This window comes from Ancylobacter sp. TS-1 (genome assembly GCF_009223885.1).
In the GTDB taxonomy this organism is placed as follows: domain Bacteria; phylum Pseudomonadota; class Alphaproteobacteria; order Rhizobiales; family Xanthobacteraceae; genus Ancylobacter.
In genome coordinates, this window is the sequence record NZ_CP045144.1 from 2066276 (window position 1) to 2087298 (window position 21023).

The following is a 21023-nucleotide window of genomic DNA, read 5'->3' on the forward strand; positions in this document are numbered from 1 at the left end:
CGGCAATCCCTGCCGCATCGCCGGCAACGGCTCTGTCGCCCGGCCCGATCATTAGAAAGACTTTCGCTGCGCCGCACAAGAGGATGTTTGCGGACGCCGGCGGCGACGGGCCGCGCTAGATTGGATGCCGTCACTGCCGGAGGGTCCGCCATGCGGCCGCTGCCTCTCGATCAGGTCTATCGGTTCATCGAGCCGGGTCCCGTCGTGCTGCTCAGCACCGCGCAGGACGGCCACGCCAACGTCATGACCATGTCCTGGCACATGATGATGGAGTTCACCCCGCCGCTGATCGCCTGCATCGTCAGCGAGGGCGATTTCAGCTTCCGGGCGCTGAAGGCGACCGGCGAATGCGTCATCGCCATTCCGGCGGTGGGGCTGGCGGAAAAAGTCGTCGCCGCCGGCAATGCCTCGGGCCGCGACGGCGACAAGTTCGCCCGCGTCGGGCTGACCCCGGCGCCCGCCAGCAAGGTCGGCGCGCCGCTGGTCAAGGAGTGCTTCGCCAATCTCGAATGCCGCGTCGTCGATACGGCGCTGGTGCCGGCCTACAACCTCTTCGTGCTGGAGGTGGTGGCGGCGTGGAGCGACCCGGCGCAGGAGGCGCCGAAGACCCTCCACCATCGCGGCTACGGCACCTTCGCGGTGGACGGCGAGATCATCACCCTCGATTCGAGGATGCCCTAGCCTATTGCGAGGCCTGCAGCGCCTTGCGGAAGCGCAGGGCCGCCAGCGCGAAGAAGGCGGCGCCGATGGCCAGCAGCGCCAGCAGATTGGGCCAGATCACCGACAGCCCGGCGCCGCGGTAGAGCACCGCCTGCGACAGCGCCACGAAATGCGTCGAGGGCGAGACCTGCATCACGTTCTGCAGCCAGACCGGCATGCTCTCCATCGGCGTCGTCGAGCCGGAGAGCAGGTTCATCACGATCAGCACCGGCATCACGATGAGGCCGAACTGCGCCATCGAGGTCGACACGGTGGCGACGAGGATGCCGAGCGCCGTCACCGAGAACTGGTAGACCAGCATGGAGGCGACGAAGAGCGTCACCGAGCCCTGCACCGGCACACCGAGAACCCGCTCCACCATCACCAGCAGCGACAGCGTCGCCGCCACCACGATGACGAGGCCGTTGGCCCAGATCTTCGCCAGCATGATCTCGATCGGCGTCACCGGCATCACGAGCAGATGCTCGATCGTGCCATGCTCGCGCTCGCGGATCAGCGCGGCGCCGGCGAGGATGACGGAGAGCATGGTGATGTTGTTGATCACCTGCATCACCGAGGTGAACCAGGCCGAGGACAGGTTCGGGTTGAATCGCGGGCGGATCACCACGCTCACCGGTGCGCTGGTCACGGTGGAGGGCGCGGCGGCCCGTATCTCCTGCACCAGTATGTTCTGGATGTAGGAGGCGCCGTTGCCGGCCTGCGACATGGCGGTGGCGTCGATGTCGAGCTGGATCGAGGGCTGGCGCCCGGCGATCAGGTCGTGCTCGAATCTCGGCGGGATCTCGACCACGAAGACGTAGCGGCCGGCATCCATCGCCGCGTCGATACCGTCGGCGCCGATGAGCACCGGCTCCTTGAAGAACGGCTTGAGCAGCGCATCGCGCAGGCGGCGGGAAAGGGCGGTCTGGTCCTCGTCCACCACCGCCACGGCGGCGTTCTCGACCTCGAACTTGGCGCCCACCGACACGGTGTAGACCGCCACCGTGAAGGTGTAGAGGATCAGCCCCGCCAGCACGGGGTCGGATTTCAGGCTGTAGAGTTCCTTGACGCCGAGGCGGAAGATCCGGGCGAGGCGGGCGAGCATGGTCAGCTCCCCTGCTTGCGCAGCGCCAGCATGGCGGCGCCGATGAAGGCGAGGGCGATCACGAACACCATGGCGATGTCGGGCCAGAGCGCGCCGAAGCCGAGGCCCTTGGTGAAGGCGCCGACGCTTACCTGCTGGTACCAGGCGGACGGGAAGCTGAGCCCCATGATCCGCGCCCCGCCCGAGAGCGAGGACACGGGGGTGAGCAGGCCGGAGAAGTTCACCGCCGGGATGATGGCGATGATGGCGGTGGCGAAGATCGCCGCCACCTGGCTTTTCACGAAGCTCGACACCAGCAGGCCGAAAGCCGTGGTGGCGATGACATAGACCAGCGAGCCGAAGGCGAGCGTGGCGAAGGAGCCCTTCACCGGCACGTCGAAGACGAGGCGCGCCGCCACGACCATGGTCAGGAAGCTGACAAAGGCGATGGCGATATAGGGAAGCTGCTTGCCGAGCAGGAATTCCAGCCGCGTCACCGGGGTCGACTGGAAATTGGTGATGGAGCCGGTCTCCTTCTCCTTCACCACGCCCAGCGCGGTCATGATCGCCGGGATCAGCACCAGCATCAGCATGATGACGCTCGGCACCATGGCGTTCACGCTCTTGAAGGCCTGATTGTAGCGGTAGCGGGTCTCGATGGTGAACGGATAGACCGGCGTGGACGTGCCGGTGGTGCGCAGTTCCTCGTCGGCGAGGTAGCTCTGGGCGATGCCCTGCACGTAGCCGCGCGTGGTCTCGGCCCGGAACGGCATGGAGCCGTCGAGCCACACGCCGACCTCCGGCCGGAGATTGCGCAGCAGGTCGCGCCCGAAATTCGGGGGAATCTCGACGGCGAGCTTCAGCTCCCCGCTCTTCAGCCGCGTGTCGAGTTCATCGGGCGAGGTGATGGGCGCGTGGGTCTCGAAGTAGCGCGAGCCCTCGAAGCTCTCCAGAAGCTGGCGGCTCTGCGCGCTGCGGTCCTGGTCGAAGGCGGCATAGGGCAGGTTCTCGACGTCGAAGGAGATGCCGTAGCCGAAGGTGAAGAGCAGCAGGATCGGCCCGACCAGCGCGAAGGCGAGACGCGCGGGGTCGCGCACGATCTCCAGCGCCTCGCGCCGTGTATAGGCCCACAGCCGGCCGGGATCGAAGCGGCGCACATGGGCGGAGGTGGCGGGGCGCTCCTTCAGCGTGGCCTCGCCCCGCTCTCGCCCCATGCCGGCTTCCTCCAGCACGGCGATGAACACCTCTTCCAGCGTGCCCATATGCCGCTCGCGCTTCAGTTCCTCCGGCGTGCCGATGGCCAGCACGCGGCCGGCATGCATCAGCGAGATACGGTCGCAGCGCTCCGCCTCGTTCATGAAATGGGTGGAGAGGAAGATCGTCACCCCGTCCTGCCGCGACAGCTCGATCAGGGTGCGCCAGAAGCCGTCGCGCGCCACCGGGTCGACGCCGGAGGTCGGCTCGTCGAGGATCAGGATCTCCGGCCTGTGGATCACCGCCACGGCGAGCTGGAGGCGCTGGCGGATGCCGAGCGGCAGGCTCTCGGGCCGCACATCGGCGACGTCGGCAAGGTCGAAGCGGGCCTCCATCTCGGTCACCCGTCCGTCCACGTCCTCGATGCCGAACAGCCGCGCATGCAGCACGAGGTTCTGGCGGACGGTCAGCTCGGAATAGAGCGAGAAGGACTGCGACATGTAGCCGACGCGCCGGCGCGTCTCCATGTCGTCGCCCTCGAGCCGGGCGCCGAACAGCTTCGCCTCGCCCTCGCTGGCCGGCAGCAGGCCGGTGAGCATCTTCATCGTGGTCGACTTGCCCGACCCGTTCGAGCCGAGGAAGCCGAAGATCTCGCCCTTCTCGATGCGGAAATTCACGTGATCGACGGCGACGAAATCGCCGAAGCGACGGGTGAGCCCGGTCGCCTCGATGGCCGGCTCGCCGTCATGGACCATGGGCGGAAGGTCGGGAAGCGGGCCGTCGCCGGCGCGGTCCACCTCGGGCAGCAGGGCGACGAAGGCGCGCTCCAGCGTCGTCTCGCCCGCCTGCTTTAGAATGTCGGCCGGGCTGCCGGTGGCGAGCACCCGCCCGCCGCTCATCGCCGCCAACCAGTCGAACCGCTCGGCCTCCTCCATATAGGCGGTGGCGACGATGACGCTCATCGAGGGCCGGCGCGCGCGCAGCCGCTCCATCAGCTCCCAGAACTGCCGGCGCGAAAGCGGGTCGATGCCCGTCGTCGGCTCGTCGAGGATCACGAGGTCGGGGTCGTGGATCAGCGCGGCGCAGATGCCGAGCTTCTGCTTCATGCCGCCCGACAGCTTGCCGGCCGGGCGCGCCGCGAAGGGGGCAAGGCCGGTGGCGGCGAGCAGTTCCTCGATGCGGTCGGCCCGCTCCGCCGCGCCCTGCCCGAACAGCCGGCCGAAGAAATCGAGATTCTCCGCGATGGAGAGGGTCGGGTAGAGGTTTCGCCCCAGCCCCTGCGGCATGTAGGCGATGCGCCCGCCGGCCTGCCGTCGCCAGCCCCGGTCCGCCATGTCGCCGCCGAGCACGACGACCTTGCCCTGCTGGATGCGGGTGACGCCGGCGGCGAGCGAGAGCAGGGTCGACTTGCCCACCCCGTCCGGCCCGATCAAGCCCGCCATGCAGCCCGCCGGCACGGAAAGATCGACGCCGTCGAGCGCGACCGTCCGGCCGTAGCGGTGGACGAGGCCGGAAAGGGCGATGGCGGGCCCGCTCATTGCGGCAGCTTGACGGTCAATGCCTCCGGCCAGGCGATGGCGGCATCGGTGCGCATATAGGCGACGCCCCTCACCCCGGTCTTCACCCGGTCCTCGTACTGGCGCAGCAGCTCGGGGGCGATGCGCAGCTTGACGCGGAACATCAGCTTCTCGCGCTCGTCGGCAGTCTCGACCGATTTCGGGGTGAACTGCGCGCCGGTGGCGACGAAGCTGACTTTTGCCGGCACCACATAGTCGGGCGCCGGATCGAGGATGATGCGTGCCTCGTCGCCCATGGCGAGGCGGCCGGCGACGCGGGCGGGCACGAACACGGTCATGTAGACGTCCGAGAGGTCGAGCAGCGTGACGATCGGGGCGCCGGCCGCCACCACCTCGCCGGACTGGACCAGCTTGTACTCCACCCGCCCGCGACGCGGCGCCTTGAGGGTGGAATCGTCGATCTGCGACTGCACCCGCGCCACCTCGGCACGGGCGGCGTCGGCCGCCGCATCGGCCTCGTCGAGCGAGGCTTTGGCGGCCCGGAGCGCGGCGACGGCGACATTGAGCTGGCTCTGGCGCAGATCGAGCGACTGCACCGTGCCATAGCCGCTTTCCTTGAGCTTGGAGGCGCGCTCGTGCTCCTGCTCGGCCAGCGTCCGCTCGCTCTCGCGCTGGGCGATGGAGGCCTCCGCTTCGGCGATGGACTTTTCGGCCCGGCGCACCTGCGCCTGCGCCCCGGCGAGCTGGGCCTCCAGCTCGGACGTGTCCATGCGGGCGACGACCTGCCCGGTCTCGACCGTCTGGCCCTCCTCGACCAGCACGGCGAGGACACGGCCGGGCAGCTTGGCGGCGACCAGCACCTGCTCGGCCTCGATCCGCCCATTGGTGGAGAAGATGCCCGCCGGCAGGCTGCGCCCGGTCAGCTTGTCGATCAGCGACTGCAGGCGCGCGCCGATTCCGGGCGAGGCCGCCGGGGTGCCGTCCTGCGCCATTGCGGGGACGGACATCGCCGCGCCGAGAAGCCCAAGGCACAGCAGCGCCGTCGAAAGCAGATCGATCGGCATCCGTCGCCGCGTTGCCATCTCAACTCCCTAGGATTGGACGTCGCTGTCCGGCAGCATGGCGCGCGCCGCCACTTTCGCCAAGCGCACCGGACGATAGTCGCGAACAGGGGCCCCGTCTTGACCGTGATCAACAACCAGTCCGCAAGGGACGTGTTGGATGGCGACGCTCCAACCGCACGAGGTTCGCGATGAAGGCCATGGTTCTGCGCGCCTATGGTGAGGCGCTGCGGCTGGAAGAGCGGCCGCTCCCCGTGCCGGGCGCCGGCGAGATAAGGGTGCGGGTGGAAGCCTGCGCCGTCTGCCGCACCGATCTGCATGTCGTCGACGGCGAATTGCCGCCCGGCCCGCTGCCGATCGTCCCCGGCCACGAGATCGTCGGCATCGTCGACGGGCGCGGGCCGGGCGTCGTCGGGCCCGCCATCGGGTCGCGGGTCGGCATTCCCTGGCTCGGCCATACCTGCGGCGTCTGCCCCTATTGCGCGATGCACCGCGAGAATCTGTGCGACGCGCCGCTGTTCACCGGCTATTCGCGCGATGGCGGCTTCGCCACCCATGTCGTGGCCGATGCCGCCTATTGCTTCCCGCTCGACGGCTTTGACGACCCCGTCGCCGCCGCGCCGATGATGTGCGCGGGGCTGATCGGCTGGCGCACGCTGAAGCTGGCGGGCGAGGCCGAGCGGGTGGGCATTTACGGCTTCGGCGCCGCCGCCCATCTCATCGCGCAGGTCTGCCGCTGGCAGGGACGCGAATTCTACGCCTTCACCCGCGCGGGTGACATCGCCGCCCAGCGCCTCGCCCTCTCGCTCGGCGCGCGCTGGGCGGGAAGCTCGGAGGAGACGCCGCCCGAGCCGCTCGACGCCGCGCTCATCTTCGCCCCCGTCGGCGATCTGGTGCCGACGGCGCTCAGGGCGGTGCGCAAGGGCGGGCGCGTGGTATGCGGCGGCATCCACATGAGCGACATCCCGCAATTCCCCTATTCGATCCTGTGGGAGGAGCGGCAGGTCCTGTCCGTCGCCAACCTCACCCGCGCGGATGCCCTCGAATTCCTCGATCTCGCGCCGCGCGCCGGCATCACCGCCACCACCACGACCTACCCTCTGGAACAGGCCAACGAGGCGCTCGCCGACCTGCGCGCCGGCCGGTTCCAGGGCGCCGCCGTGCTGGTGCCGTGACACGAGGCGCGAGCGCCCTACCTAACCCTTCGGCAATGGTCCCGGGAGAACGACGCATGACGATGCAGCAGGCGACGGAAAAGCTGGCCCCCGATCTGGTCGCGCGCATGAACGCATGGTGGCGCGCGGCGAACTTCCTCTCGGTCGGCCAGATCTACCTGCTCGACAACCCGCTGCTGCGCGAGAAGCTGACCCTCGACCACGTCAAGCCGCGCCTGCTCGGCCACTGGGGCACGACGCCGGGGCTCAACTTCATCTATGTCCACCTCAACCGCGTCATCCGCGAGTCCGGCGCCAGCGTGCTGTTCATCGCCGGCCCCGGCCATGGCGCGCCGGGCGTGGTGGCCTCGACCTATCTGGAGGGCACCTATAGCGAGCTCTACCCGGACATTTCCCGGGACGAGGAGGGCCTGCGCAAGCTGTTCCGCCAGTTCTCCTTCCCGGGCGGCATACCGAGCCACGCGGCGCCCGAGACGCCGGGCTCGATCCATGAGGGCGGCGAACTCGGCTATTCGCTCAGCCACGCCTATGGCGCGGTGCTCGACAATCCGGATCTGGTCGTCGCCTGCGTCGTCGGCGACGGCGAGGCGGAGACCGGCCCGCTGGCCACCTCCTGGCACGGCAACAAGTTCCTCAACCCCGCCGCCGACGGCGCGGTGCTGCCGATCCTCCACCTCAACGGCTACAAGATCGCCAACCCGACCGTGCTGGCGCGCATCCCGCATGCCGAGCTGAAGGCGCTGTTCGAGGGCTATGGCTACGACCCGATCTTCGTCGAGGGCGAGGATCCCGAACCCATGCATCAGGCGATGGCGGCCGCGCTCGACGAGGCCTTCGGCAAGATCCGGGCGATCCAGCAGGCGGCGCGCATGCGCGGCGACACCGACCGTCCGCGCTGGCCGATGATCGTGCTGCGCAGCCCCAAGGGCTGGACCGGCCCGAAGACCGTCGACGGCAAGAAGGCGGAAGGGTTCTGGCGCTCGCATCAGGTGCCGTTCTCCGACATGTCGAAGCCCGAGCACCTCGTGCTGCTGGAAGACTGGCTGAGGAGCTACCGCCCCGAGGAGCTGTTCGACGACGCCGGCCGCCTGCGGCCCGAGATCGCCTCCCTCGCCCCCGACGGCGCCCGGCGCATGAGCGCCAGCCCACACGCCAATGGCGGCGTGCTGCGCCGCCCGCTGCGACTGCCGGACTTCGCCGACTATGCGGTGAAGGTGCCGCAGCCGGGCGGGGTGGAGCTCGAATCCACCTTCGTGATGGGCACCTTCCTGCGCGACGTGATGACGGCCAATGACGACAGCCGCAATTTCCGCGTCTTCGGCCCGGACGAGACCGCCTCGAACCGCCTGCAGGCGCTGTTCGAGGTGACGGACCGCGCCTGGGACGCTGAAACCCTGTCCTATGACGACCACCTCGCCCGCGACGGGCGGGTGATGGAGATGCTGTCCGAGCACATGTGCCAGGGCTGGCTGGAGGGCTACCTCCTCACCGGCCGGCACGGGCTGTTCTCCTGCTACGAGGCGTTCATCCACATCGTCGATTCGATGTTCAACCAGCACGCCAAATGGCTGAAGTCGGCGGGCGAGGTGGAGTGGCGCCGGCCCATCTCCTCGCTCAACTACCTGCTGACCTCCCATGTCTGGCGGCAGGACCATAACGGCTTCAGCCATCAGGACCCCGGCTTCATCGACCATGTGGTGAACAAGAAGGCCGACGTCGTGCGCGTCTACCTGCCGCCCGACGCCAACACACTGCTGTGCGTCACCGACCATTGCCTGCGCTCGTGGAACCGGGTCAACGTCATCGTTGCCGGCAAGCAGCCCGCCCCGCAATGGCTCGACATCGACGCCGCCATCAAGCACTGCGCGCACGGCATCGGCATCTGGGAATGGGCGAGCAGCGACCATGACGGCGAGCCCGACGTGGTGCTGGCCTGCGCCGGCGACGTGCCGACGCTGGAGACGCTGGCCGCCGCCGACCTGCTGCGCGGCTATTTCCCCGACCTCAGGGTGCGGGTCGTCAACGTCGTCGACCTGATGACGCTGCAGCCGCAGTCCGAGCACCCGCACGGGCTCTCGGACAATGATTTCGACGCGCTGTTCACCAAGGACAAGCCGGTGATCTTCGCCTATCACGGCTATCCCTGGCTGATCCACCGCCTCGCCTACCGGCGCACCAACCACGACAACATGCATGTGCGCGGCTATGTCGAGGAAGGCTCGACCACCACGCCCTTCGACATGGTGGTGCGCAACCGGCTCGACCGCTTCCACCTCGTCGCCGACGTGCTGGACCGCGTGCCCAAGCTCGCCGGCAAGGTGCATGCGCGGCAGGCGATCCGCGACAAGCTCACCGAGCACGCTCTCTACATCCGCGCCCATGGCGTGGACATGCCGGAGGTAAGCGAGTGGAAATGGTCGGGCGGAAAGTAACCGCGAGACGAATTCCCGCATAGGCCGGCAACGTCCCTGTCGCGACTGACAGGTGGCGGACAGCTTGTCTTCGTAATGTCCCCTCGATCGCCGCTGACGGCCGATCCATTCGAAGGGACACAAGATGAAGACGTTCGTTGCCGGCCTCGTGGCCTTCTCTGTTCTCGTTCCCGCCGCCGCCTTCGCCGGCCCGGTCTGCACCACCGAAGCCAAGGACAAGTGGCTCACCGAGGACGCCATGAAGGCCAAGGTGGCCGAGATGGGCTACCAGAAGATCAAGGCCTTCAAGGTCTCGGGCTCCTGCTACGAGATCTACGGCTACACCAAGGACGACCGGAAGGCCGAGGTCTATTTCAACCCGGTGACCGGCGCCGTCGTGAAGTCCGAGATCGACTGATGGCGCACCGCGCTGCACAGGCCGGAGAGAGTTCCTCTCCGGCCGAGGGCGTCCGCGTCCGGGTGTGGGACCCGGTCGTGCGCCTGTTCCACTGGACCGTGGTCGCCGGATGCGTCCTCAACCTGTTCATTCTCGAGGACGGCGATCTTGCGCATGAGGTGGTCGGCTACACGATCGCCGCCGCACTCCTCATCCGTGTGGTGTGGGGCTTCATCGGCTCGCCCTATGCGCGCTTCTCGCAGTTCGTGCCGACGCCCGCGCGCCTCGCTGGCTATGTCGGCGCGCTGGCGAGGGGGAACGAGCCGCGCCTGCTCGGCCACAATCCGGCCGGCGCGGTGATGATGATCGCCCTCATGGTGCTGCTCGCCGGCGTCTGCCTCACCGGCTGGATGTCGACCCTCGATGCCTTCTGGGGCGAGGAATGGCTGGAGGAACTTCACGAAGGCATCGCCAATGCCATACTGGTGCTCGCCCTCCTGCATGCGGCCGCCGCGCTCTTCGAAAGCTGGCGCCACCGCGAGAACCTAGTCTGGGCGATGGTGACGGGCCGCAAGCGGCCCTGAGGAAACGACCGCGAGGAAATGACCGCGAGGAAATGGTGAGACTGCTTCTGGTGGAAGACAGCGCGCGGCTGCGCGAGCTGATCGGCGAGACCATAAGGTCCGCCGGCTGGCGGCTCGACGCCGTGGCCACGCTCGCCGAGGCGGAGGACGCGTTCGCCGGCACGCGCTACGATCTCGTCCTCCTCGACCTCGGCCTGCCCGATGGCGACGGGCTCGACCTGCTGCGCGCGCTTCGCCGCAACCGGAACGGCACGCCGGTGCTGGTGCTCACCGCGCGCGGGGCGGTCGACGAACGCATCGCCGGGCTCGACGCCGGCGCCGACGACTATCTCGCCAAGCCCTTCAACAATGGCGAACTGCTCGCCCGCGCGCGGGCGCTGCTGCGGCGCGCGCCGGTGAGCGCCGATCCGGTGCTGGAGGCCGGCGCGCTGAGCTTCGACCCGGCGACGCAGGAGGCGCGCTGCGGCAAGGACGTGATCGCGCTGGCCCCGCGCGAGCGGGCGGCGCTGGAAATCCTGCTGCGCAATGCCGGGCGCGTCACGCCCAAGCGCGGGCTGGAGGAGAAGCTCTCCGAATTCGACGAGGAGCTGAGCCCCAACGCCATCGAGGTGGTGCTCTCCCGCCTGCGCCGCCGGCTGGCACCCTTCGAGACCCGCACCGCCATCGAGACGGTGCGCGGGGTCGGCTATCTGCTGCGCGAGACCGGCGCCGAGACCCCCCGATGACGGCGCGCGCGACGCGCCCGCTGGCGCGCATCGTCGGCTTCCGCATCATGATCTTCGCGGCGCTGGCCATGCTCGGCCAGCTCATCGCCGTGCTGGTGGAATACAGCCATGACCCGGAATATCTCGCCCAGCTCGTGCTCGAGCAGGAGACCGAGGCGCTCGCCACCGGGCTGACGCTGACCGGCGATCATCTGAGCTACCAGCTTCCGCCGGCGATGGCCGCGCGCTACGGCACGGCGGAGACCGGCTACATGGCGCGGGTGCGCACGGCCAACGGCGCCGTGCTGTTCTCGCAATGCGACCGCGACTGCACCGAACACTTCCTGCCGCTCGACCTCGACCCGCCCTCCTTCTGGCTGCGCATCCTCTCCCCAGGCTACCCGCTGGCTTTTGCCGGCGGGCGCGCGATCGACCGGGGGCAATGGACGGTGTTCTTCGAGATCGTCATCGCCCGCGACACCCAGCACGCAGTGTGGCGCGTGCTGACGCATGAGGTTCTCGACCACATGCTGTGGCCGATGAGCCTGACGCTGATCTTCGTGCTCGGCGCCACCCTCGTCTCGATCCGCTCGGCGCTGCGGCCGGTGACGGCGGCGGCACGGGACGCCGAGCGACTCGACCCGCTCAGTCCCGACGCGCGGCTGGAGGAGGCCGGCATGCCGAGCGAGATCGCCCAGCTCGCCGGCGCGGTGAACCGCTCCTATGCCCGCACCCGCGAACTGATGAACGCGCAGAAGCTGTTCACCTCGGCCATCGCGCACGAAATCCGCACGCCGCTGGCGGTGATCCGCATGGAACTGGAGCGCCTCGACCATCCGGCGGCGCGGCGCACCATCGGCGAGATCGACGAACTCACCCACTTCGTCGAGCAGCTCATCGCGCTGGCGCGGCTGGAGGCGTCCGACCGCAGCGGCTTCGCCCCCGTCGCGCTCGACGAGCTGGGGCGCGACATCGTCGCCACCATGGCTCCCTTCGTCTACGCCCACGACGCCCGCATCGCCTTCGAGGGCGCGGGCAACCCGACCGTTTCCGGCAATGCCGCGCTCCTCAAGGACGCGGTGCGCAACCTGATCGAAAACGCGGTGCGCCATGGCGGGCCGGGCGTCTCCATCGTCGTCTCGACCGAGGAAAGCCCGGGGGACGCAGGCCCTTCCCTCATCGTGAGCGACGACGGGATCGGCTTCGATCCGGCCCGCAGTGGCGGGGCGCCGGGGCACTACAAGCGCGCCGGCGGCCTCGGCATCGGGCTCGAGATCATCCGCCGCATCGCCGCCCTGCATGGCGCGCGCTTCGAGATCGCCCGCGCCGCGCCGAAGGGCACGCGGGCGCGGCTCGTCTTCACGGGCGGCGCCGTCACACCCGCTCGATGAGCGCCATGGCGGCGGCGGGGTTGCGGACCTTGTGGCCGCTGATGACGAAGAGGAACACCTCGCGCGGCACGGCTTCCGCCGGCGGGGCGACGAGCAGCTTCTCCAGCGCCGGCGGGGTTTTCCCCTGCGCCCACGCCTTTGCCGCATCGGACCAGCCGTCCAGCGCCTTGCTGGAGTAGCCGAACGCCTCGTCCTCCTGCGTTCCCATGATGCGGGCATAGACGAAGGGCGCGCTCACATCGGCGATGGAGGGGAATTCGCTGTCGCCGGCGAAGACGATGGCGACGCCATAGGCGCGCGCCAGTTCGACGAACTCCTTGGTGCGGAAGCTGTCGTGGCGCACCTCCACCGCGTGGCGAATGTCGCGCCCGTCGACGCGCTTGGGCAGAAGCTTGAGGAAGCCCTCGAAATCGTCCGGGTCGAACTTCTTGGTGGCCATGAACTGCCAGTTCACCGGGCCGAGCTTCTCCTTCAGCTCGGTGACGCCCGAATTGAAGAAACGCTCGATGGATTCACCCGCCTCGGCGAGCACGCGGCGATTGGTGGTGAAACGCGGGCCCTTCAGCGTGAAGACGAAGCCCTCGGGCGTCTCGGCGTGCCATCTGGCGAAGCTCTCGGGCTTCTGCGAGCCGTAATAGGTGCCGTTGATCTCGATAGCGGTGAGCTTCGAGCCGGCATATTCCAGCTCGCGCTTCTGGGCGAGGCCGTCGGGATAGAAGACACCGCGCCAGGGCTCGAAGGTCCAGCCGCCGACACCGATGCGGATGGGTGCGTGTTTCGTCATAGCGACCTCAGCCATCACAGCTTAACCGAGCGAATGGACAGGCAGGATAAGGGAAGCCGCCGCTTCGATCAGCCCTGCATTTTGATATCGTCGGCGCCATCCCCGTCGATCGGACGGCACATGCGCGTCACGAGGGTTCGCGCGCAGACCCGAGCCCAGCGCAAACCGGACGAGGGTCGATCAATACTGAATCTGCACCAGATGTTCTTCCGGAACGAAGCCGATATCGGAACCGTTCCGTGCCAGAAGGGCCCATCCGGCTGCGACGCTGACCAGATAGGCCGACGTGCCGGCATCGAGGTTGCCAAGATCCTTCGCCGTGGGGCTCGGCTTGTCGCGCAATACAGTGTCGGCGATGAGAACATGGGTCGGCGTAGTGTCCCGACGCTCGTTTCGCGGCGCGCTGCGTTCGCCGACAGCGATCGGCCAGTCCGAGCCGATGACGCGCAGATAGGGCGTGAGCGGCGTCGCCTGCTTCCGGCTGCCGTCGCGGATATCGGTCTCGGCGAAGCTCAGCAACTCGGTGATGTCGATCTCGCCATCGCCATTCAGGTCCCCGTCGGAAAGACCCCGCACCAGCGCATCCGTCACAGGGCTGGCAACCGCCAGTTCTGCAAGGGGCTGGGGGCGCAGGAGGACCAGCGCCGAACGACCTGTGGCGCGGGTGAGCCGCTCCGTCGCCATCAGCGCGCGCACATCGTCGCCACGGGTGTCCGCGCCGGCGCTACTCGCCTCAAGCAGATCGTAAACAAGCAGCACCTTGCGCGGTGGCATCAATGCGACGAGCCGCTCCAGTTCGTCGCCGGCGATCTGGGCGTCGCCGGGGAGAGCCAGGGCAAGCGAGTTTCCGTCGAGCCGGCCGGTTCCAGCCACCTGGAACAGCAGGGAGTCGTTGGTTCCCATCTCGCCGGCGATAGCCTCGATCCGTTCCCTGACCCGTTCCGCCGTGGTGGCGTCGTCGATCAATCGCGCCTCGACGCTGCGGTAGAGAGAGGACGACTGGCGTGCGAAGGCCGACTGGCTTCTCGACACCTCGGCGGTCGCGGCCATGCGCATCGTCTCGTCGCCGGTGACGAGCCCGACTAGGAACAGGCGTCCTCGCCCCTCGTCGCTGCCCTGCCCGGTCACCTGAACGCGGGCCGGCTCCGCGTAGGCAGCGTTCACGTCGGGTCCGGAAGCCGAGACCTCGATGGCATTGACGCCGGTCTGCAACGCGATGGTCCGGGTCGTGCGCGCGGTAAGCGGCTTTCCGGTGGCGGTTATAGCGTCGATGCCGATAACGAAGCCGTTGAGCCGCCACTCGATCCGACCTCCCTCGCCTACGGGGTCGGTGATCTCGGCGACCGCCTCGACAGATGCGCCGAGTTTCGCCCCCTCGCCCGGATGCGCCAGCTTCACGCTGGGGAGTCGGCTTTCGTCAACGATCCGCTTGCCGCCGGTACGACGCGCCGCCTCGCGCACCTTGCCCGTCGGGTCGCCTGCCAGCTTCTCCTGCACAAGATCGGGGCGGTAGAGGGCGCGAATGTCCCGGGACAGCGAGATGATCTCCATCCCGCGCCCCTGAAAGCCGACCTGCCGGGCCATGTCCTCGGGAGCGTCAAAGAAGAGTTCCGGCGTGTAGATCAGGCGGCGGCCGGCATTCTCGACCACCAGCGTCGCGAGCACCGCGCCGGACGACAATTCGAGGATATTGACCGTGCCGTCTTCGGAGGTCGTGACCAGCCGGTCCTTATCGGGCAGCGGAACGGCGCCGGTGATCTTCGTGGCGTGAGACGGCAGGCGACGCAGGATCTGGCCGGAATTGACGTCGAGTTCGACAACCTGCCCGCCCTCGCCGCCACTGATCGCCTTGTCGCCCGGAAGGCGCACAAGGACATTGCCGGCCTCGGTGCCCGGCGCGCTCTTGCCGTAGGACTTCTTGCGCAGATCCAGAGGACGTATCGCGCCCTCAGGAGCGAGGCTCCTGCCCACGATGGCACGCGTTCCGCTGTCGTTGACGACAAGGCCCCGCGCCGAAATGCCGTTCTTCGCCTCTAGCTTGCCGGAGATCTTTCCCGTGACCGGATCGACAGTCAGGAAATCGGCGCGCGAGCAGTTTATCGCGATGGTCTCAAGCGGTTCGACGTAGCTCGCCGTATTGTGCTCGCAGCCCTCCGGCAGAATGTCGGTCTGAATGACGCGTCCCGTTACCTGATCATGCTGGTACACGTAGACGAAAAATTTGCTCAGGACGCGATTCAACACCTCGACGAACAGATAGTTGTAGTCACTTTCCGGCACCGCAACCGAACTTGACGTGTAGGGGTCGACATTGATCGACGCCCCCTCTTCCCAGGTCTGGCGCGCGAGGTCGAAAATACGCACGCGCGCGGTGCGGGTGTCTTCACCCTCGACGCGCAGGGTCAGAATCCGCGTTCCGCCCGACAGCGGCAGAGGCGGATGACCCCAAGACGGGGTCGTCGCGGCGGTGGGGCGCAGGATACCCCTCTGCGTGTCGAGGATCACGAAGCGGTCCCGGGACGCCAGCACGACGTCGCTGGTGCCGTCCACGCGCCAGGCACCCGTTATCGTCGCGCTCAGGCCCTGCATTTCGTCGACGTCGAGCGTACGGCAGCGATCTGCGCAGCGAACGGACAGCAGCTTGCCGTTCGTCGTGTCAAAGATGACAGCGCCGTGCGGCGACGACGCTGAGGTAATCTGGAGTGTTATCAGGGGGGCAAGCACCGGATCGTCGACGGGGGAGACCTTTCCGGTCTTCAGATCGACCTCGATCGGGTTCTCGTCGCCATCGGTCGTGAAGAAGCGGGCATCGGCGCCCTCGCGCACCCAGAGGGATTTCCGGCCCGCGGCATTGATCTTCCAGGTAATCTCGCCCGTGGAGAGATCGACGCGCCCGGTCGTGCCCGGCCCATGGTCGGAAATCCAGAAGATGGCGGCGCTGTCGTCGTCGACCAGCCCGATGACGTTCACGAAGCAGCGGCCATCCGGCGTGAAGCACGGCAGGGGCAGCGGCTTCACCTTGCGCGTTGCCATATCCAGCCGGACAAGCCCTTCAAAGGGCAGCTTACTGTCGTAGCTGTAGGTGCCACCGATGGCGAAGCGTGCGTCGGAGGAGGGGGCGAGGTCGCTGTAACGCTCGACCGCCTGCCATGAGACCGCATGAGAGGCCTTGAGGGTCTTCCGTGCGATGTTCAATTCTCCGAAGACATCTCCTCCCGTCGTGACGAAAAGGCGCCCGTTCCTGTCGTCGAAATGCAAGTCGGTGGGAAACACGCCCTGGACGAGCTTGGAATCGACCTTGATCGCCCGGGACGCTATGCGCTCGACGATCGCGTGCTTCTGATAGTCGTAGATGACGATCTCCGGTCCGCCGTCATTGGGACGGATGAAGGCAAGGATGGGCTTGTCGGGCGCGAGAGCGACCGCATTGCCCCGAAGCGGCACGGTGTCGAAGGCCCGGCGCCGCTTGATGTCCCACAGGACGATCAGCCCGGCGTCGTCGATCGTCGCCGCGACCGCCCCGTCGGAACGCACGCGCGCACGATCGAGCCAACGCCCGATCGTGCGCGGGACGAACAGCTTGCTGCCGACGGCGACGCCGCGCTGCGAATCCCCTGCCAGTGTTCCGGCATCGACAGTCCGTTTCCCGGCCGTCTGGGCCTCGGCGAAAGTAGCGGTGCACAGGACTACCGCCATCATCGCGATCTTGAGCGTCGGCATGCTGGTCACCCCTGGGTTCACTTGAAGGGACGCAGAGTGGCTTCGGCGACGTAGCCGACATCGGCTCCCCCGCGCGCGACGAGCGCCCATCCGTTGATCACGGAAATCAACCGGACCGTCGTGCCGGGTTTCAGGCGGGCGCCCCGTGCGCCGGCGCCCGGGGCCGCCGTCGCCTCGGCCTCGGCGATGACGACATGCGTCGGGCGGGCGTCGCGCGTGAGCGCCGGACCGAACCCTGCCCCGGCAATCTGGTTGATCACGGCGAAATTCTGCCCCGCGAGCGATATCTGCGGCACCTGCCTGAACCCGAAGGCCCGCTCGCTGGCGGCAGGCAGATTGCGGTCGACATAGCCGGCCAACTCGCTCAGCTTGACCACCTGGTCACGGTCACCGTCCGCTTTGTCGAATGCCTGCAGAAGCGTATGGGTGAAGATGCCGTGCCCTTCCAGTCCCTCGCCGGCCGGAGCGTCGTCGGTCGAGGCGGTGAGCACCGCGCGACCCGCCGCCAGCGCAAGCTGCCGCGCGGCACCGGCCTGCTCCAGCACGGCCGAAGCGTCCCTGGTCATGGTTCCGCTTTCGCAGGTGTCGAACAGCATCAGCGAATGGGTGGCGGGAATGGTGGAAAGCCACTGCTCCCAGTGACCGCGCCCGATCCCCTGCTCATCGAGGCTATTCTCGCTGCCGAAGCGGAAATCGGCGGGGATGAAGTAGTAGCGCCCCTCCCGGGTAATGCCGTGCCCGGCGACGAAGAGGATGAAGGTATCTTCCGGCGCGATCACTCCCGCGACATCCGCGAAGGCCTCGCCTATACGCCGCGCGGTGGCATCCTTGTCGAGCACCAGCCTGACCACCACGTCCGAATAGAGCCCGCTGCCGCCGCGCAACAGGCCGGAGGACACGGCCTGCGCATCGATGGCAGCGAATCTCAGCCGCAGGCGAGCGTCGGCGTAATCGTTGACACCTACGGCGATTGCAAAAAGGCGCGGGCGGGCATCAGAGCGATCGACGCTCCTGGGTACCGGAACGCTCGCCTCGACTGAGGCCAGCGTCGTTGAACGGTCATAGGCGGCGACGGTGACGTTCCGGCTCTGCCGCCCGACGGGAACCTCGCGTTCAACGCGGATTTCAGCCACTGGCTCGCGGATCTCGTCGCGCCCCACGAGCACCCCGTCGACGCGCCATTCGACCCGTCCAATACCCAGGCCGCCATCGGTAATCGTCGCCGCCACTTTCAAGCTGCGCGGGCTGGACCGCGTCGCTTGAGCGATGGCGACGAGCGGGGCGGCATCCATGCGCATCAGCAGTGCGAAGTCGAATGCCGCGTTCGCCCTGGCTACGGCGCCCCTCGGGTCGCCCAGGAATTTCTCGCGCACCAGGTCGGGACGCAGCAGGTCGATCAGCCGCGTCGGGCTCAGCACCCTCAGCTGATCGCGGTTGCGCAGCCCGACCGATCGCCAGAGCGCCTCGGAGCCGGTGAAAAACCCTTCTGCTGTCATCGAGAGCGCGAGATTGTCGCGGGCGAGGAACACGGTCCCCAGAACCTGACCGCTCGACCGCACGGACAGTTGCACGCCGCCGCCGCTCGACACCACCGCCACGCGATCGAGGGTCTCGTCCTCGGCCACGAGCAGGGCCGTCGAGGTAAGGGGCGGGAGAACTCGGACGATGACGCGCTGCCGGCTGTCGAAGGCAAAACCGCTGCGCGCGCCCGCGAGATGGACGATGCCATCGGAGGTCGCGACCGGCTCATCCGCCAGAGCCTCCAGGCGGGAGCGGCGCGCCCTGACTGCGCCACTGCGAGAATCGACGGTGAGCGCGAGCGAGCGCCCATAGCCCCGCTGGTCGCCCGCAACGAGTCGGACGTCGCCGGAGGATGCCATGGGCTGCGGAACCAGCATGTAGCCGGAGGCGTCGAACCACTCCCGGTACTGCGCGGTGTTCTTGACGTCGCCTGGGTTGACGTCCTCCGGCCGGACCTGCGGACGGAAAGCGGCAACCACGCTGCCGTCGGAGACGGCAACCAGATGCGCCCTCTTGTCGGCGTCCACGGCCAGTATCCTCTCGTCGGACGCAAAGGCGGCCGTCTGCAGCGGAAAGGCGACCGGCCCGGCGAAATCATAGACCCGGTTCCAGGAGGCGGTCCGCCGGCCGCTGGAAAGATCGAAGGTCGCAAACGCGAGGCGCCAGGGACCAAACATCGGCCAGTGAAGCACGCGCAACTCGTCGCCGACGACGCGCAGCTCTGTCAGCCGCAGCAACATGTCGTCCGGCGCCGTGTTGAACTCCACGTCCCACAGCAACCGCCAGGAGGCGAGGTCGACCAGTCCCACCCGCTTAGGGCCGGTGACGAGGAGACGCCCGGCGTCGAGGAAACGCGCCGAGTTTGCGGCGAGGGCGGCACCGCCAAGGCTCGCGAAGCCGCCGACATGGGTGATCGCGCCGGTAGCGAGGTCGACCGCGCGCATGTCGCCTCCATCGGCGACGAGGAGGCGCTTCCCTGCGGCGTCGTGGAAGGCGGCAGTGATACGGTTCGAGTGATTGGCGAGTGCCTGCGAGCGGCCGGTAAACGGCTCGACGACAGAGAGGCCATCGTGGCGCGAGAGCAGCGCCACACCCGGACCGTGCGCCACTATGTCGGCATCGATCAGGCCGGCCATGGGACCGCCGGCAACGGGCGGCTGCCCGGTCGCCGGGTCGATGGCCTCCGGCGTCAGGATCAGCGGCCGGCCGGCCGCGTCCTCGATGAGCTGCCCCGCAGAGACGTTTTTTCGCCAGATGACCTGCGCCGCGCGGATATCGACACCCCCGACCACGCGCGGCCCCTCGCCGACCGCAAAGGCGAGCGTGCGCTCGTCTGGCGTGAACTGCAGTTCATCGGAGGGGCTGGCGTCTCCGGCATCGAGCGCGGTCTTGACGATTGTCTTGCCGGTCCTCACGTCGAAAAGCATGAGCTGGTCGGCGCCGGAAAAGGCGATGATGCGGCCGGACGGCGAGACGGCGACCCGTGAATGCCCCAGCGCCCTCTCATACTTGACCCGATGCAGCAGGCGCCACTTTGCCGGTTCGGCAAGTCCGACCACACCGACCAGATACTCGCCACTGCGCTTGTCGTCGACGACGGCGGCGACGGTCTGGCCGTCCGGAAATGGCGCAAGGCTGCTGACATAGCCGGAGCCGGTCCGGCTCAACATGTCCACGCTCACCCGATTGTGGCCGCTGGCGACATTTACGACGTGAATGGAGGGAAAGACCGCGTGGGCGATCTCCGTGCGGCCGGGCACCAGATCGAAAGGCGTGCCGACATTTGCGAGAACGGCGACCTCGATGCCTGTCTGAAGATCGAACATCGTTACCGAGGTGTCGTTGCTGATCCGATTGCTGGCGACCGCTGCAAACCGGCCATCGCGCGAAATTCGCACCAATCCCGGCTCTTCGCCGAAGCCATAGGGAACGTAAAGCTCCGGCCGGGCGCGGGACGTGTCCGCCGCAGCAGCCATAAGCGAGAGGAGCACAGTGGGATCGCGCGAGTCGCTGAGAAGCTCGGGTAGTCCCTCGGCGGCCAGAAAACTGTGGAGGGCCCGGCGGGTCTGACCGATCCGCTCGCCCTCCGGCGCATATCCGAGAGCCTTCAGCCGCGCACGGATGACCGGCCAATCGCCGGTCTCGATCGACCACGCCGCCGTCGGCGGCATGAGGGCGAGGAACGCGGCGGCCAGTGCCGCGGAAAGACGCAGGGCTCGCTTACCCCGGCGGTCAGTTCGCTCCGACATTGCGGATCTCCACGCGCCGATTGATCCCGTCTTCGGGGTTGGCGGAATCCTTGAGCTGGGTCGCTCCCTTGCCCTCAGCGGTGAGCCTGTCCGCCTCGATGTCGAAGGCACCGACAAGGACGCTCCGCACGGCATTGGCACGTCTGACCGAGAGTTCCTGATTGTACGTCGCCGAACCCTTGGCATCGGTATGGCCGACGATCAGGATTCGCGACTCTTTCAGCTTCGGCGACTGCAACGCCTGTCCGAGCACCCTGAGCGTGCGCAGCGCCTCCGGCTCCAGCTCGGCCGAATTCAGTTTGAAGTTGATGTAGAGGTCGATCGAGGGCGGTCCGGTCTCGGTGCCGGGCGTCTCCTCGATCCCGCGCAGCGAGCGCATGCCGAGACCGCGCGGCCCGCTCGGCACGAGTGCCTCGACGATGTCGTCGGCGGATGGGTTCGCGCTTTGCGCGGAAGCGGTGGGCGCCACGCTGGCGGCGATCAGTCCGCAGAGGACGAGGAACCCGACGCGGCGGCTGGCGGCACCCGACAT

Annotated in this window: 14 protein-coding genes; 7 read left to right on the forward strand and 7 right to left on the reverse strand. The window is 68.0% G+C overall.

Annotated elements, in window-relative coordinates; genetic code table 11:
• Positions 1–150: 150 nt before the first annotated feature.
• Positions 151–681 (forward strand): flavin reductase family protein, encoded by a 531-nt coding sequence (locus GBB76_RS09825; RefSeq protein ID WP_152303144.1) that lies wholly within the window; start codon positions 151–153, stop codon positions 679–681.
• A 1-nt stretch (position 682) separates the two neighbouring features.
• Here GBB76_RS09825 and GBB76_RS09830 read toward each other — a convergent pair whose 3' ends face one another.
• The 3 genes from GBB76_RS09830 to GBB76_RS09840 are packed head-to-tail and all read right to left on the reverse strand — an operon-like array spanning position 683 to position 5558.
• Positions 683–1804 carry an ABC transporter permease gene (locus tag GBB76_RS09830; RefSeq protein WP_152303145.1) on the reverse strand — a complete coding sequence of 374 codons (1122 nt, stop codon included), beginning with the start codon at positions 1802–1804 and terminating at the stop codon, positions 683–685.
• Positions 1805–1806: 2 nt separating this feature from the next.
• On the reverse strand, positions 1807–4515 hold the full coding sequence (rbbA, locus tag GBB76_RS09835; RefSeq protein WP_152303146.1) for a ribosome-associated ATPase/putative transporter RbbA: 2709 nt from the start codon (positions 4513–4515) through the stop codon (positions 1807–1809).
• Positions 4512–5558 carry an HlyD family secretion protein gene (locus tag GBB76_RS09840; protein ID WP_371716934.1) on the reverse strand — a complete coding sequence of 349 codons (1047 nt, stop codon included), beginning with the start codon at positions 5556–5558 and terminating at the stop codon, positions 4512–4514. The genes rbbA and GBB76_RS09840 overlap by 4 nt, the downstream gene beginning before the upstream one ends.
• Before the next feature lie 188 nt (positions 5559–5746).
• Here GBB76_RS09840 and GBB76_RS09845 point away from each other — a divergent pair, with 188 nt between their 5' ends.
• From GBB76_RS09845 to GBB76_RS09870, 6 genes are all read left to right on the forward strand, one after another.
• Positions 5747–6730: a zinc-dependent alcohol dehydrogenase family protein gene (locus GBB76_RS09845; protein ID WP_152303147.1), complete on the forward strand. Its 984-nt coding sequence runs from the start codon at positions 5747–5749 to the stop codon at positions 6728–6730.
• A 56-nt stretch (positions 6731–6786) separates the two neighbouring features.
• Entirely contained in the window at positions 6787–9162 is a 2376-nt protein-coding gene (locus GBB76_RS09850; RefSeq protein WP_152303148.1) for a phosphoketolase, read from the forward strand.
• A gap of 124 nt (positions 9163–9286) precedes the next feature.
• Complete coding sequence (locus GBB76_RS09855; protein WP_152303149.1) at positions 9287–9559, forward strand: PepSY domain-containing protein; 273 nt, start codon at positions 9287–9289, stop codon at positions 9557–9559.
• On the forward strand, positions 9559–10122 hold the full coding sequence (locus GBB76_RS09860) for a cytochrome b/b6 domain-containing protein (RefSeq protein WP_152303150.1): 564 nt from the start codon (positions 9559–9561) through the stop codon (positions 10120–10122). The genes GBB76_RS09855 and GBB76_RS09860 overlap by 1 nt, the downstream gene beginning before the upstream one ends.
• A 35-nt stretch (positions 10123–10157) precedes the next feature.
• Positions 10158–10847, forward strand: a complete 690-nt coding sequence (locus GBB76_RS09865; protein WP_152304822.1) for a response regulator transcription factor — start codon at positions 10158–10160, stop codon at positions 10845–10847.
• A complete protein-coding gene (locus tag GBB76_RS09870) occupies positions 10844–12217 on the forward strand; it encodes a HAMP domain-containing sensor histidine kinase (protein WP_152303151.1) in 1374 nt (457 codons plus the stop codon). Before GBB76_RS09865 ends, GBB76_RS09870 begins: the two co-directional genes overlap by 4 nt.
• On the opposite strand, the gene GBB76_RS09875 is transcribed toward GBB76_RS09870, so the two are convergent.
• The 4 genes from GBB76_RS09875 to GBB76_RS09890 all read right to left on the reverse strand — a co-directional run bounded on the left by GBB76_RS09875 (position 12201) and on the right by GBB76_RS09890 (position 21023).
• The gene (locus GBB76_RS09875; RefSeq protein WP_152303152.1) at positions 12201–13001 is read right to left on the reverse strand and encodes a DUF72 domain-containing protein; all 801 of its coding nucleotides are present in this window, start codon (positions 12999–13001) and stop codon (positions 12201–12203) included. The genes GBB76_RS09870 and GBB76_RS09875 overlap by 17 nt on opposite strands.
• Before the next feature lie 180 nt (positions 13002–13181).
• Complete coding sequence (locus GBB76_RS09880) at positions 13182–16721, reverse strand: hypothetical protein (protein WP_152303153.1); 3540 nt, start codon at positions 16719–16721, stop codon at positions 13182–13184.
• Between the two features lie 17 nt (positions 16722–16738).
• Positions 16739–20491 (reverse strand): caspase family protein, encoded by a 3753-nt coding sequence (locus GBB76_RS09885; RefSeq protein ID WP_152303154.1) that lies wholly within the window; start codon positions 20489–20491, stop codon positions 16739–16741.
• Positions 20475–21023 (reverse strand): OmpA family protein, encoded by a 549-nt coding sequence (locus tag GBB76_RS09890; RefSeq protein WP_162375546.1) that lies wholly within the window; start codon positions 21021–21023, stop codon positions 20475–20477. Before GBB76_RS09890 ends, GBB76_RS09885 begins: the two co-directional genes overlap by 17 nt.

What these genes read in the sequence shown, in the direction of transcription:
- GBB76_RS09825 (WP_152303144.1), top strand. Translation starts at nt 151, where the DNA reads ATGCGGCCGCTGCCTCTCGATCAGGTCTATCGGTTCATCGAGCCGGGT.
- GBB76_RS09830 (WP_152303145.1), bottom strand. Translation starts at nt 1,804, where the DNA reads ATGCTCGCCCGCCTCGCCCGGATCTTCCGCCTCGGCGTCAAGGAACTC.
- rbbA (WP_152303146.1), bottom strand. Translation starts at nt 4,515, where the DNA reads ATGAGCGGGCCCGCCATCGCCCTTTCCGGCCTCGTCCACCGCTACGGC.
- GBB76_RS09840 (WP_371716934.1), bottom strand. Translation starts at nt 5,558, where the DNA reads ATGCCGATCGATCTGCTTTCGACGGCGCTGCTGTGCCTTGGGCTTCTC.
- GBB76_RS09845 (WP_152303147.1), top strand. Translation starts at nt 5,747, where the DNA reads ATGAAGGCCATGGTTCTGCGCGCCTATGGTGAGGCGCTGCGGCTGGAA.
- GBB76_RS09850 (WP_152303148.1), top strand. Translation starts at nt 6,787, where the DNA reads ATGACGATGCAGCAGGCGACGGAAAAGCTGGCCCCCGATCTGGTCGCG.
- GBB76_RS09855 (WP_152303149.1), top strand. Translation starts at nt 9,287, where the DNA reads ATGAAGACGTTCGTTGCCGGCCTCGTGGCCTTCTCTGTTCTCGTTCCC.
- GBB76_RS09860 (WP_152303150.1), top strand. Translation starts at nt 9,559, where the DNA reads ATGGCGCACCGCGCTGCACAGGCCGGAGAGAGTTCCTCTCCGGCCGAG.
- GBB76_RS09870 (WP_152303151.1), top strand. Translation starts at nt 10,844, where the DNA reads ATGACGGCGCGCGCGACGCGCCCGCTGGCGCGCATCGTCGGCTTCCGC.
- GBB76_RS09875 (WP_152303152.1), bottom strand. Translation starts at nt 13,001, where the DNA reads ATGACGAAACACGCACCCATCCGCATCGGTGTCGGCGGCTGGACCTTC.
- GBB76_RS09880 (WP_152303153.1), bottom strand. Translation starts at nt 16,721, where the DNA reads ATGCCGACGCTCAAGATCGCGATGATGGCGGTAGTCCTGTGCACCGCT.
- GBB76_RS09885 (WP_152303154.1), bottom strand. Translation starts at nt 20,491, where the DNA reads ATGTCGGAGCGAACTGACCGCCGGGGTAAGCGAGCCCTGCGTCTTTCC.
- GBB76_RS09890 (WP_162375546.1), bottom strand. Translation starts at nt 21,023, where the DNA reads ATGTCGGGTGCCGCCAGCCGCCGCGTCGGGTTCCTCGTCCTCTGCGGA.